Annotated in this window: 13 protein-coding genes; 8 read left to right on the top strand and 5 right to left on the bottom strand. The window is 66.2% G+C overall.

Going from position 1 to position 12,831, the window contains the following annotated elements; genetic code table 11:
* Positions 1-192 precede the first annotated feature (192 nt).
* Positions 193-1,299, bottom strand: a complete 1,107-nt coding sequence (locus tag AC5RWX_RS23795; RefSeq protein WP_494098762.1) for a GTP pyrophosphokinase — start codon at positions 1,297-1,299, stop codon at positions 193-195.
* A 247-nt stretch (positions 1,300-1,546) separates the two neighbouring features.
* Between AC5RWX_RS23795 and AC5RWX_RS23800 the strand changes: the two genes are divergently transcribed.
* On the top strand, positions 1,547-3,046 hold the full coding sequence (locus AC5RWX_RS23800; protein ID WP_494098763.1) for a M1 family metallopeptidase: 1,500 nt from the start codon (positions 1,547-1,549) through the stop codon (positions 3,044-3,046).
* Between the two features lie 21 nt (positions 3,047-3,067).
* On the opposite strand, the gene AC5RWX_RS23805 is transcribed toward AC5RWX_RS23800, so the two are convergent.
* Genes AC5RWX_RS23805 through AC5RWX_RS23815 form a run of 3 tightly spaced genes read right to left on the bottom strand, consistent with a single transcriptional unit; the run spans position 3,068 to position 5,681 of the window.
* The gene (locus AC5RWX_RS23805) at positions 3,068-4,114 is read right to left on the bottom strand and encodes a LacI family DNA-binding transcriptional regulator (protein ID WP_494098764.1); all 1,047 of its coding nucleotides are present in this window, start codon (positions 4,112-4,114) and stop codon (positions 3,068-3,070) included.
* Positions 4,115-4,156: 42 nt separating this feature from the next.
* Positions 4,157-5,050: an EamA family transporter gene (locus AC5RWX_RS23810; protein ID WP_494098765.1), complete on the bottom strand. Its 894-nt coding sequence runs from the start codon at positions 5,048-5,050 to the stop codon at positions 4,157-4,159.
* 1 nt (position 5,051) lies between these two features.
* Positions 5,052-5,681: a helix-turn-helix domain-containing protein gene (locus tag AC5RWX_RS23815; protein WP_494098766.1), complete on the bottom strand. Its 630-nt coding sequence runs from the start codon at positions 5,679-5,681 to the stop codon at positions 5,052-5,054.
* Between the two features lie 110 nt (positions 5,682-5,791).
* Between AC5RWX_RS23815 and AC5RWX_RS23820 the strand changes: the two genes are divergently transcribed.
* The 6 genes from AC5RWX_RS23820 to AC5RWX_RS23845 all read left to right on the top strand — a co-directional run bounded on the left by AC5RWX_RS23820 (position 5,792) and on the right by AC5RWX_RS23845 (position 11,702).
* On the top strand, positions 5,792-6,007 hold the full coding sequence (locus AC5RWX_RS23820) for a hypothetical protein (RefSeq protein ID WP_494098767.1): 216 nt from the start codon (positions 5,792-5,794) through the stop codon (positions 6,005-6,007).
* A gap of 113 nt (positions 6,008-6,120) precedes the next feature.
* A complete protein-coding gene (uriH, locus tag AC5RWX_RS23825; protein WP_494098768.1) occupies positions 6,121-7,248 on the top strand; it encodes a uridine-preferring nucleoside hydrolase UriH in 1,128 nt (375 codons plus the stop codon).
* Positions 7,249-8,673, top strand: a complete 1,425-nt coding sequence (gene uriT / locus AC5RWX_RS23830; RefSeq protein WP_494098769.1) for a uridine transporter UriT — start codon at positions 7,249-7,251, stop codon at positions 8,671-8,673.
* Positions 8,670-9,635, top strand: a complete 966-nt coding sequence (locus AC5RWX_RS23835; RefSeq protein WP_494098770.1) for a ribokinase — start codon at positions 8,670-8,672, stop codon at positions 9,633-9,635. Before uriT ends, AC5RWX_RS23835 begins: the two co-directional genes overlap by 4 nt.
* Positions 9,636-9,917: 282 nt before the next feature.
* The gene (locus AC5RWX_RS23840) at positions 9,918-10,718 is read left to right on the top strand and encodes an alpha/beta hydrolase (protein WP_494098771.1); all 801 of its coding nucleotides are present in this window, start codon (positions 9,918-9,920) and stop codon (positions 10,716-10,718) included.
* 42 nt (positions 10,719-10,760) lie between these two features.
* Positions 10,761-11,702, top strand: coding sequence for a carbohydrate kinase family protein (locus AC5RWX_RS23845; protein WP_494098772.1), 942 nt, complete (start codon positions 10,761-10,763; stop codon positions 11,700-11,702).
* Between the two features lie 6 nt (positions 11,703-11,708).
* Here the strand turns inward: AC5RWX_RS23845 and AC5RWX_RS23850 are convergent, their stop codons facing one another.
* Positions 11,709-12,578: a ThuA domain-containing protein gene (locus AC5RWX_RS23850; RefSeq protein WP_494098773.1), complete on the bottom strand. Its 870-nt coding sequence runs from the start codon at positions 12,576-12,578 to the stop codon at positions 11,709-11,711.
* A 118-nt stretch (positions 12,579-12,696) separates the two neighbouring features.
* Here AC5RWX_RS23850 and AC5RWX_RS23855 point away from each other — a divergent pair.
* A partial coding sequence (locus AC5RWX_RS23855) for a C-glycoside deglycosidase beta subunit domain-containing protein (protein ID WP_494098774.1) occupies positions 12,697-12,831 on the top strand: 135 nt, incomplete at its 3' end.

Genomic DNA, 12,831 nt, shown 5'->3' on the forward strand with positions numbered 1-12,831 from the left:
GTCCCCGACCAGGAACTGCAGGTACTGGACAGCAGGGTCCAGCGCCAGCTCGACCACGAAGTGGTGGTTGACGGCGAGCCGAACCCTGAGACCGAGTTCCGCCACTACGAACTGGACGAGGAATTCAGCGACCGCGACAAGCGTTGACCGGTGCTTGAAGACATGTTTGTGTGATCTTCCAGCGCCGACAGCCTATGCCTTCGTCAGCCGGTAACGCTCAATCTGTTTGAGCCGCCGCAGGAGGCTGTCGCGCCGCGGGTGCGGGACGGCGTCGGCCGCTTCGGCAGTGAGGTCAATGTGTTTGGTGCCGTACTGCCACAGCAGCAGGTCATCCAGCAGCCGGTCCGGGCCGGGCGAGTAGCGGTGGTCCAGGGCCTTGCGGACTTCGGTGATGCGGTTGGCGCTCAGCAGCCCGGCGAGCTGCATGGTCTGGTTAAGGCCGTGAGCGGCGAGGAGCTCGGCGGCCCAGCCCCAGTCGTCATCCACCTTGCGGTCCACGTGCGGGAGCAGGGTGCGCCACACATCGCGCACCCGGTTGGGTGTCAGCGGCGCGGCACCTTCGCCTTCCATATCCCAGAAGCTGCGGACCTCCTCGTAGCGTTCGTGAAGGTCGGCGAAGGCCGTCTCCACAGTTTCCAGCATGGCGGCAGTGGCAGTGAATTGCCGGTCGAAGTGCGGAGTCCAGGCGCGAGGGTCCTCGGCCTTAAACCGGATGTCATGCTCGATCTCGCTCCACGCGTGCGCGAAAATCGTACGGATCTGGCACTCAAAGAAGTAACTGCCGTTAGGCTGCGCGTCCGGGTTGAAGACCTGCTGGTACTCCTTGACGGCCTCGTTCTGGATGGTGCGCAAAATCAGGTGCCGGCTGGAATAGCCGTAGGTGCCGGACTCGATGGAGCCGATGTCCTTCTCCCGGTCCCCGCGGCAGTCGAACAGCTGCCGCTGCCGTTTGATGATGTTGGCCACCGCCGCATTCTCGGCCGGCAGCTTGGTGATCACACGGATGCCCACCATGTCATTCAGCGTCCGGAACGGGTCCGGGAACTTCAGCACCGGCGGGCCCCCCGGCTCCAGCGGCTCCTCGATCCGGGAGATCTTCTCCTTGAACGATTCCACCGTTTTGGTGCGCCCGGTGACAAACAGCGGGGTGACCTCGCTGTCCTTGAGCATGTCCCGCATCAGCAGCAGGACATCGCGCGTCACCAGCTTCAGGGCAGGCCGGACGCGCTCATAGATCTCCACGTTCTGCTGAACGGATTCGCGCAGGTTAGGGTCCAGGCTGTCCCAGTTACTCGGCATAATCCCAGCTTACGGCCGGGGCCTGACAGAACCCCGACTGTGCTCCGTAGCCGCCGTCAGGCGTTCCGGAATAACCGTTGACATTGATCCAAGGCGGGGCCTAAGTTTTTCCCAACTGCGGGGGAGCGGCACGTGTAGTGCCGCCGGTACTGGTCTTGTCGCCGCGAAGGCACCCACCTTCTTTGCCCATGGCAGATGACAGCGGGACAGTGCCCGGCCCAGCTTCTGCCCGTCCAGGACCATCACCATGACCACATTGATGAGAAATTACCGCCGTGTTGCGTTTGCCATGGCGCTGGTGGCAGCCAGCACAGCCGGGATCAGCCCAACGGTGCAGGCTGCGCCCCAGGACCAAGCGGCACGTCCCGCACCGGGCGCACCGGGAAGCGGGGACCCGTACTTCCCTAACGCCGGCAACGGCGGGTACGACGTCCTGCATTACGACCTTGGCCTCCACTACACGCCGCCGTCAGATCCCACTGTGCTCGTGGGGAACCTCAGCGCCGTGGCAACCATCACCCTGCGTGCCACCCAGAACCTCGAGTCGCTCAACTTCGACCTGCGCGGGCTCGCCGTCAGGGCTGTGCGAATCAACGGCAACGGCGCCAAGCACGGGAAATTTCATGGCGCCGGCATTGCCGCATGGTCGCAGGTACAGGACAACGCCAACCGGATGTGGGAACTCACCATTACCCCGGAGCGGACGCTGAAGGCAGGCCAGAAGGCAACCATCGCCGTCGAGTACGGCGGGAACACCGGGCGGTCGGTGGACACCACCGGAGCGCTCTACGGGTGGGTCACCACCGCCGACGGGGCATTGGTGGCCAACGAGCCTGAGGGCGCTGCCACCTGGTATCCCGTCAATGATGATCCCGAGGACAAGGCGACCTACACGTTCCGCATTACGGTGCCGGAGGGCAAGACCGCTGTCGCCAACGGCCTGCCGGATGGCCGGCCCGTGACGGAGGCAGGGTGGACGACGTGGGCCTGGGAGGCATCAGATCCGATGGCCAGTTACCTGTCCACAGCAAGTGTCGGCAACTTCATCCTGTCCTATGACGAGGGCCCAGGGCGGCTGCCGATCATCAATGCCATCGACGCGGACGTGACGGGCCAGGAGCTGGCGGAGACGAACGCCTCCCTCGCCGTACAGCCCCAGATGATCCTGTTCCTGGAAAACCTGTTTGGACGGTACCCGTTCGAGGCGTTCGGCGCAATCGTCGACGACGACAACCTTGACTACGCCCTGGAGACGCAGACGCGGCCCGTCTACTCGAAAGTCGCAAAGGAAAGCACTGTGGCGCACGAACTGGGGCACCAATGGTTCGGAAATGCCGTCAGCCCGGCTGACTGGCAGGACATCTGGCTCAATGAGGGCTGGGCAGCCTACATCGAGTGGCTGTGGGCCGAGCATCAGGGAAAAGCCACGGTGGCGCAGCAATTCACGGACGCCGTTGCCCATCTGGACGCCAACAACCGTTGGGCGCTGAACATCGCCGACCCGGGACGGGACAACCTGTTTGCGGAGCAGGTCTACCGCCGCGGCGGGGCTGCCCTCCATGCATTGCGGGCCACGGTGGGGGACGCAGCGTTTTTTGCCGGCGCAAGGGAATGGCTGCACCGGTACAGCGGTTCGTCGGCCACCACCGAAGACTTCGAAGAGGTCATGGAGGCAGTCTCCGGACAGCAGCTGGACGGGTTCTTCACGGACTGGCTGCGGGAGGGTGACCGGCCGGCCATGCCTTAGGGACGACGGCGGCTGGAACCTTCAGCGCTCCGCCGCGACAGTGGATCCGCGCACCACGAGCGAACTCTCCAGCGTGACCCCGGTCTGCTCCAGCGCCTTCCCCTCCATCAGGCGGCGCAGCTGCTCCCCGGCCTTCAGGCCCAGGGCAGTGGCGGGCAGATGCACACTGGTGAGGCCGGGATTGCTCGTGGCCGAATAAGGGAGGTCATCAAAGCCGGCCACCGCGAGCTCCTCGGGTATGCGCACCCCGGTTACCCGTGCCTCCTGCAGCACGCCGTAGGCGTGGGTATCGGTACCGCAGACGACGGCGGTCACCCCCTGGCGCTGCCACGTCGGCCAGCCGGAGGCGAACGCTGCTGCCGCCGTGCCGACGTCGATGGTGGTGCTGGTGATGCGGTCCGCCCCTACAGTGATGCCGCGGGCGGCCGCCTCCTCCAGGAAGGCTTTCCGCCGCAGGGCGAAGGTTTCCGTGCCGGTGACGCTGTCCACGTACGCCGCCTCCCGGTGCCCGGCATCCGCAAGATGCGCCGCGAGTTCCCGCGCTCCGCTGGCCACGTCCAGGTTCACGGACGGCGCGTACGCCTCCAGCCCGGGAGCGTCCAGCAGGACAAGCGGCGACGGCGACGCGAGGTCTTCGAGGAAGCCGGCGTTGGGTGCGTCCACCAGGAGCCCCGCCGGACGCAGGGACATCAGGCGCCGGACGTCGCCGGCTTGGGGGAACTCGCCGGCCTCGGTGACGGACAACAGCAGCTGGTACTGCGAACCGAGGGACTCCCGCACGCCGGCAATCACCTTGGCGAAGAACGGGTTGGAGATATCCGGCGCCACCAGGATCACGATGGAACTCACGCCTTTGGCAAGGGAACTGCCAATGCCGTCCACCACGTAGCCGAGTTCGGCGATGGCCTCCCGGACTTTCGAAACGTTGTCCTCGGAAACCCGGCCCGCAGTCTTGCCGTTGGCCACCAGCGAGACCGTGGCCGTGGAGACTCCGGCACGGGCAGCGACCACCGCTGCCGTGATCCGCCGCGAACGTGCGGCCGGATGCGACTGTTCCGGGAAATCCATACTTCGATCGTAGTAGGCGATGGGTAGCTTCAGGTCATCTGCTCAACCCACAAAGTCGAGATCGGCGGGGCTGGCTGGCTGCTTCCTGGAAGAACGGCGGCTGCCGCCACGCTGCGCCGCAGCACCGGCCAGGACCACCAGCAGGATCCCCACCACTTGGATGGCAGAGGGCTGCTGGTGGAGGATGAGCAGTCCGAGGAGGACACCGACGGCGGGTTCGAGAGCCATCAGCGTTCCAAACGCGGTGGGCGTCATCCTGCGCAGGGCAAGCATTTCCAGCGCGAACGGCAGCACGGGCAACAGAAGGGCCAGCCCGGCCGCCGCAGCCAGGATGTCAAGGCTGAGGTGGCCCGCGGCCTGTGGGATTCCAACGACGGCGGCAGTCACCGCCGCGATGGGCACGGTGAGCGTGAGCGCGCCGATGCCGGTGAAGCGGTCGCCGATCCGCTGGGTGAGCAGGATGTAGAAGCCCCAGGCAACGGCTGCCAGCGCGGCGAACGCCACACCGGTCGGGTTGAAGTCGCCCTGCCAAGGCTGGGTCAGCAGGACCACGCCCACCAGCGCCAGCGCAGGCCAGGCCAGGGCCTTCCGGTTGTGGCTGCGGAGGGCAGCCACTGTCAGCGGACCGAGGAACTCAATGGCGACGGCGGTCCCCAGCGGTATGTGCTCCACAGCGGCGAGGAACCCGATGGTCATTACGCCAGTGGTGATCCCGAGGCCGAGCAACGGCAGCACGTCCGGACGCCGGATGGAGCGCAGCGGCGGGCGGCCAATCACCAGCAGGATGATGGCTCCCATGCTCAGGCGCAGCCAGGCGGTACCGGCCGGGCCCACGTCCTCGATCAGGCCCACGGAGAGGGCGGAGCCCAGCTGGACCGAGAGGATCGCGGTGACGGCAAGCCCCCACGGCGGGACCGGAAGATTTCGCTTGGGCATCTCAGTTTCCTTCAGTGGTTGTTGGGACGGCGGCGTTAGTCTCCGGCCGGTGCCCCGAGCCAACGCCCGGTTCGAAGACCGCCAGCGAGAACGTGGCCGTTTGGGTACCCGGATTGGCGTATGAGTGCTCAACATCGCCAGGGAAAGAGACGGCGTCGCCGGCCTCGAGGACGAATGTTTCGGCGGCAACTACAACCGTGACCGATCCCTCGCGGACCTGCAGGAGCTCCTTGGTGCCGGGCGCGTGGGCTTCACTCTCATGCCGGTCGCCGGGCGCGAGGGTCCAGTCCCACAGCTCAACCACGTCAGGGGACTCGGTCCCGGCCACCAGCACACCGCGGCCACCGGAGGCAGAACCCCACAGGGCTGCGCCGCTACCGCTCCGGGTGACCGTCACGGGCTTGGGCTGCGGCGAGTCCACGAGGGCCGGCAATCCGATGCCCAGCGCATCACTGATCCTGAGCAGGGTCCCAACGCTGGGATTCGCAGCGCCCTGTTCGACGTTGACCACCATGCGGCGGCTCACTCCCGTGGCTTCTGCCAACTGGTCCAGGGTCCAGCCCCGCGACTGGCGTTCCTGCCGGACCCTGATACCGATCGCCGTCGCCAGAGCTGATGTGCTTTTATCCATAAGTGCATCATACTGCACCGATAGTGCACTTGAAGAATGCGACCTGCGGAGACTGTAGGCGGGCGGGCGCACCCCTTCCTAACGGGAATACCAGGTGGGACGATGCCCTTATGAGCGATACGAGCGGAGGGGGCACGCGCGATCTTGGTCCCCACCAGCATGCGCACGCGGCACCCAGTACCCAACAGATGAGGACCATCGGGCAGCGCCGGCGGGACGCCGAGGAGAAGCTGGAACACCACCTTCAGGAAGCGCGCCACAAGCACGATCATCACGATGTTGAGGGCGACCCGGAGGTGGGGCTGGCCGGCGCCGCCCAGCCCTAGTGCGCTCCACGGAAGCGGCACGGAAGGAGTACCGGCAGTCCAGCGGACTGCGGGAATCAAACACTTGACCTGCGACGACGTCAAGCGTTTGACGTGATGCTGCTGACGGTGCCATGATCTCTCCTAAACGCTTTCGCTTCCCGCCGCGCGCGGGCCCCAATGACGTGGAGATCATCGTGGAACCCACCGCCCAGTCCCTGAAAGGGCAATCCCCAAACCGCAAGAAAATCATCCTTGACTGCGACCCCGGGCATGACGATGCTGTGGCGTTGCTGCTCGCGCACGGTAACCCGGACATCGAACTGCTGGCCGTCACTACCGTGGTGGGAAACCAGACGCTCGAAAAGGTCACACGCAATGCGCTCGCTGTCGGCACCATCGCCGGCATCACCGGCGTTCCCTTCGCCGCCGGCTGCGGCCGCCCCCTGGTCCGCAGCATCGAAACTGCCCCGGACATCCACGGCGACAGCGGCATGGACGGCCCCGCACTGCCCGAGTCGACCATCAAGCTGGACCCGCGGCACGCGGTGGACCTCATCATTGACACCGTGATGGCCCACGAACCGGGCACCGTCACCCTGGTTCCCACCGCCGGCCTGACCAACATCGCCATGGCTGCACGCAAGGAACCGCGCATCGTGGAACGCGTCAAGGAAGTCGTCCTTATGGGCGGCGGCTACCACGTGGGCAATTGGAGTGCCGTGGCCGAATTCAACATCATCATCGATCCCGAAGCCGCCCACATCGTCTTCAACGAAAAGTGGCCGGTGGTCATGGTCGGCCTGGACCTGACGCACCAGGCGCTCGCCACCCCGGACGTGGTGGAAAAAATCGCTGCGATCGGCACCAGGCCGGCGAAGTTCGTCACGGACTTGATGGACTTCTTCGCCCATACCTACAAGGACGCCCAGGGCTTCGACTCCCCGCCTGTCCACGATCCCTGCGCTGTTGCCTATGTCATCGACCCCACCATCGTCAGCACCCGCAAAGTGCCGGTGAACATCGAACTGCAGGGCACGCTGACGCTCGGCATGACAGTGGCCGACTTCCGCGCACCGGCGCCAGCGGACTGCCACACCAGCGTCGCCATCGACCTCGACCACGAAAGGTTCTGGAACCTCGTCACCGACGCGCTGGCTGCCATCGGCGAGCCGCTCACCGGTGGCAGCGGCACGATCGCCCACGCGGCCGACGCCGGACGCCAGGCACGCGTCCACCTCGCCGCGGGAGGCGTCAAGTAAATGACTGCCACCCTCAGCGAAACCAAGGCAACCCGCGGCAACGTCTCCGCCCTGATGGTCGCCCTGCTGGCGGCCTGCGTGGCTTTCCAGCTCAACGCTTCAATGCTCAGCCCGGCCCTGGTGACCATGGGCGAGGAACTCAACACGGACCAGGCCGTGATTGGCCTCTCGCAGACGTGGTTCTTTACTGCGGCCGCCCTGTTCTCCCTGTTCCTGCCCCGCCTGAGCGACATTGTGGGCCGCAAGAAGATCCTGGTGGGCATGATGCTGCTTATGGCCGTTGGTTCGGTCATCGCAGCCCTCGCCCCGGACGTCACCTGGCTTTTCGTAGGCCGCATCATCCAGGGCGTCAGCGGCCCCACCGTTCCGCTCTGCCTGATCATGCTGCGCTCCGCCGTCAGCAACCCGCGCAAGTACGGCACGCTGATGGGCCTCATCACGGCCGTCAACGGCGGCGTGGCCGGCGTCGACTCCTTTGTGGGCGGCTACTTCGCCGAGCACTTCGGGTTTCGCAGCATCTTCTGGCTTATGGTGGTGCTGGCCCTGGTGGCAACCGCCCTGATCGCCTTCCTGGCCGGCGAAAGCAAGCCGGCGGCCGGTACCCGGATGGACTGGCTGGGCGTGTTCTTCATCGTCGTTGCCGTGGGGGCACTGCTGACTGCCCTCAACGAAGGGGCCAAACTGGTGGGCGCCTTCTCGACCGGCACCCTGATGCTCAGCCTGGTGCTGGTACTGGTGTCCGCCGTCGCGTTCTATGCCTTCTGGACCGTGGAGAAGCGGGCCAGGCAGCCGATGGTGGAAACCGTACACCTGCGCCAGCGCTCCACGTGGGCGCCGCTGCTGACCACCACCCTGACCATGACCGGCATCTTCGCTGTCATCAACGGAATCGTCCCCGCCTACGTCCAGGCTGCCGACGGCTTCGGCATCGGGCCCACCGAAATGTCGCTGATCATCCTCACCCCGTACGCCCTGCTGGGGTGGATCGTGGGACCACTCAGCGGGAAGCTCGCTCCCGTCCTGGGCTACACCAAGGTGCTGCGCATCGGCCTCCTCGGCAGCATCGCGGCGCTGGCCATCATCGCATTCTTCGGCCTGAGCAGCCTGCCCCTGATGATCGCCGGCACGGTCTTGCTGGGCGTCATGTACGCCGGTACGGTCAACATCATGCTCAACGGACTCGGCGTTGTCCTCTCACCCGCAGGGAACCCCGGCTTCCTGCCAGGCATGAATGCCGGCGCCTTCAACCTCGGTGCCGGCCTCAGCTTCCTGGTGCTCCCCGCCGTGCTGGTGGCCACCTCCGCTCTGGGTGACGCCAAGGCGTCCTACCTCACCGCGGTCGTTGTGGGCCTGGCCCTCACCGTGGCGGCCTTCGCTGCCTCGCTGCTGATCCCCAAACCGGTCGAGGCCGAGGTGGCTGAGTGAACGCCGCTGCCGAAGAGGCCGGCCGGATCGTCGTCGTGGGCTCCCTGAACGCCGACCTGACCATCTACTGCGAACGCCTCCCGCTCCCGGGCGAGACCGTGCATGGCAACGGGTTCGCCGTGAATCCGGGCGGCAAGAGCGCCAACCAGGCGGTCGCCGCGGGCCGGCTGAGCGGGAACGCCAGCCTTGTCGGCGCGGTGGGGGAGGACCCCAACGGCGACATGCTGCTCTCCTCCGCCGCCGGTGCGGGGGTCGACGTCGGGCATGTCCGGACGTCGTATGAGCCCACGGGGGTCGCGGTCATCGCGGTCGATGCCAGCGGCGAGAACAACATCATCATCTCTGCCGGAGCCAACGGCACCCTGTCTCCGGCGGACGTCGCGGAAGCCTCGGACGTTCTGGACGCCGCCGCCGTCGTCTGCCTCTGCCTGGAAGTCAGCATGGAGACGGTGCTGGCAGCGGCGCAGGCAGGGCATAACGCCGGCGCCACAGTTCTGCTGAACCTCTCGCCGTACGGTGAGGTTCCGGAGCCGCTGACCGCCCTCACCGATGTCCTGCTGGTCAACGCGCACGAGGCCGCGCTGTTCCTGGGTGACAGCGCCGCCGTTCCCGGCCCGGAGGCGGCCAGTGCCGAATGGGAGAAGGTTCGGATGCGGTTTGTGGAGCGCGGGATCCGGCAGGTCCTGGTGACGCTCGGTTCGCAGGGTTCCGTGGTGCTGGATTCGCTGGCCCCGGAGGGCCGGCGGGTGGTCCGGATCGCGCCCACGAAAGTGAAAGCCGTGGATACCACCGGGGCGGGCGACGCCTTCACCGGTGCCGTTGCCGTCCGCCTCGCCGCCGGCGATGCGCTAGCCGACGCTGCTGCCTTTGCGTCCGTAGCCGCTGCCCTGGCCACCACCCGGAAGGGAACGCAGGCTGCGTACCCGGAGGCGACTGACGTGGCGCGGCTGCTCCGCGCCTGACCGGAGGCTCAGGCGCCGACCGGGAGAAGCCCGGTTGCCACAGTGTCCTCCTTCAGGATGGGGAGCAGCCGCGGGAAGCGGGTCCTGACGCCGTCGAACATCCCGGTATCGATGTAGTAGGGGCAAGACCACCAGGGTCTTGACGCCGGTCCTGCCGACCCGCGCCTCGCTCCGCAGTGATTTGTTGAAGCCAAAGGCGGCGAATTTGCTGGTTGAGTAGTCGTTCTGCCTGGCAACCCCCACAAAACGCCCTCGTCCGGGCTTCGGCGGTACGCTCGGCTCATGGCGCAGCGGCACAGGTATTACTACGGCGATGACCCCAGCCAGTGGGGCGAGCTCTTCATGCCGGAACTGCCCGACGGCGGCCCGCACCGCGGGGTGGTGGTGGTCATCCACGGCGGCTACTGGCGCTCGCGGTACGGCGCCGGGCTCGGGGAACCGCTGGCCCGGGACTTCGCGGAGCGCGGGCTGCCGGCGTGGAATTTGGAGTACCGTCGTGCGGGAAACGGCGGCGGCTGGCCGCACACCTTCAAGGACATTTTGGCGGGCATCGACAAGCTTGGCGAGCTCGCCGTTCCGCATTCCCTGGACCTGACCAGGGTAGTGGCGCTGGGCCACTCCGCCGGTGGCCACCTGGCGGTGTGGGCGGCCGGCCGTGACCGGTTGGGCCGGCTGGGGCTGGCGGCCGAGCACCTCGAAGCCGGCACGAGTAATGACGGCGTCCGCCTCACCGGGGTGGTGAGCCAGTCCGGCGTGCTGAACCTTACTGAAGCCGAAAGGCTCAACCTCAGCAACGGTGCAGTGGCCAACCTGCTGGGCGGGCCGTCGTCGGACTTTCCTGGCCGTCACCGGTTCGCGGATCCGATGGCAGTACTGCCCCTGACCGTTCCCATTTACGCGGTCCACGCGACGGAGGACGAGGACGTCCCGCTCAGCATGTCCCTGTCCTACGTGGACGCGAGCCGGACCGGCTCCACTCCCGCGCAACTGGTGATGGTGCCCGGGGACCACTTTGCATTGATCGATTCCGAAGCGCCCGCATACGTAAGGTGCCGGGAACTGGTCCAGGAGCTGCTGCGCTGACATGAACTGCTGCGGGAGCCTCTTCTCTGGCAAAGTATGACCATGCTCACTGTTATTGGCGAAGGCCTTGTTGACGTTGTCCAGCGCGCCTCAGGAATTGAAGCGCATGTGGGTGGCAGCCCGCTGAACGTCGCGGTGGGCCTGGCCCGCCTTGACCACCCCGTGCAGTTCATCGGCCGGTATGGCCGGGACGCGTACGGCGACTCGGTCGCGGCGCATCTGCGCGCCAGTTCTGTGATGCTTCCGCTCGGCCCTGATGAGTTGCCCACCAGCGTGGCCACTGCCCTGATCGACGACGACGGCGCGGCCACCTACACCTTCGACCTCACCTGGGAGCTCCCCGGCATCGCCGACCGGCTTGCTTTTATGCTGCAGGGCACCACCCTGCTGCATACCGGATCGATCGCGACCATGCTGGCGCCGGGCGCCACGGATGTCCTCGCCGCCGTCGAGTATGCCCACCCGCGCGCCATCATCAGCTTCGACCCCAACTGCCGGCCCAGCATCATCACGGATGTGGACTACGCGCGCCGGCACGCGGAGAAGTTCGTGTCCCTCGCAGACGTGGTGAAGGCATCCGATGAGGACCTGGCCTGGCTCTACCCGGACCTGGACGTGCTGGAGGCAGCGCGCCGTTGGCTGGACCTGGGTGGAAACGAGGGGCCTGCCATGGTGGTGGTGACGCGCGGAGCCGACGGACCATGGGGAGTGACCAGAGCGGGCGAGGCGCAGGTCGAGGCGCCGCGGGTTGACGTGGCGGACACCGTGGGCGCCGGTGATTCCTTTATGGCGGCGCTGCTTTCCGGCCTGGTGGACCGTGGCCTGGACGGCGCCCAGAACCGCAAGGATCTGCGTGAACTTCCCGCTGAGGGCCTGGCTGAACTCCTGGCGCATGCGGCCAGGGCGGCAGCAGTCACAGTGTCCCGGTCCGGCGCCAACCCGCCGACCAGGGCGGAGTTGAACGGGGCGTCGGGGGAGAGCTAGGCGGGATTACCCCTCGTGGTTGTAGTAAGGCCACGGCAGGAAGCGACGCTCGCCGCGCCGGTCGCGCCCTGCCAAGGTGACTTTGCCCTTTGCCGCCCACTCCACACCGCGGGGGAACATCCGGATGAACTCGATCCGCCGGAAGGTGTCGATGTCGTGCCCAATGGCAATCGTGAAGCTGCGGCCTTCCCCGTAGTTGTTGATCCAGGCAAGGGGCTGCAGCGTGTTGATGCCGGGAAGGCCCTCGATGCCCCCGGCGGGGATGGCCACCGGATAGTGGGGCATGGGCCACATCGGTGCGTTCTGGTACGACTCCAGGTCGTCAAACGTTGAGAGAAGCACCTCCGCACCTTCGTACAGCTGGACGCCCGTCAGGATGTCGTCACCTGTCACCGTCCACGTTTCGCTGATGCCCTCCGTGATGGGGTGGCGCGGCTGGGCGGTCTGGAGCAGCGCCTCACCCCAAGGGCGCGGGCGGAGCCCGGTGGGAACGCTGAGTTTCGCCCCCCGCATGATGTTGTACTCCTCTGGGTAGCCCCAGTCGTCCTCCTGCACAGCCGAGCCGTGGAACCAGACGATGCCCTTCCCGTCGTCGTGGACAAACTTCAGCAGGGCCGCGTCGGTTTCAGCGCCGAAGCCGACCGCTTTTTCGTGGTATCCGTCGCGGCCCTCGAACACGATGATGACCACGTCGTACCTGTCGATGATGTTCGCCCCGATCCCGCGCGGGTCTTCAACGACGCGGACGCGGAACCGGCCCGTGTCTTCGAGCACTGTGGTGAGCCACTGGTTGTGGGCCCGGAAGCTGCGGAACTTGTTGTCGTGCTCGCAGGTCATGTGCCCGGAGAGGATGAGTGCGTTCAATACATCGGCCATGGCATCAATGCCCCTTTCAATTCGTCATTGCGGAGTTAGGAAGGAAGTCTACATACTTTGGTACGAAAGAGACATAATGATGCTATGATCGGTAGGCACCTAGAGAGAGTGAGCAATGATGCTTCTCGAAAGAGATCTCATCCAGTCCGTCGGCTTCCGCAACGTTAGCGAGGGCGGGCGTGTAACCGGCTTTCAGTTCCGGGTCAGGATGCCTTCGTATCGGGGCATGGCCGCCTCCCTCATCGATGGCATC

The sequence above is a fragment of the Arthrobacter sp. SPT-J7 genome (assembly GCF_059089965.1).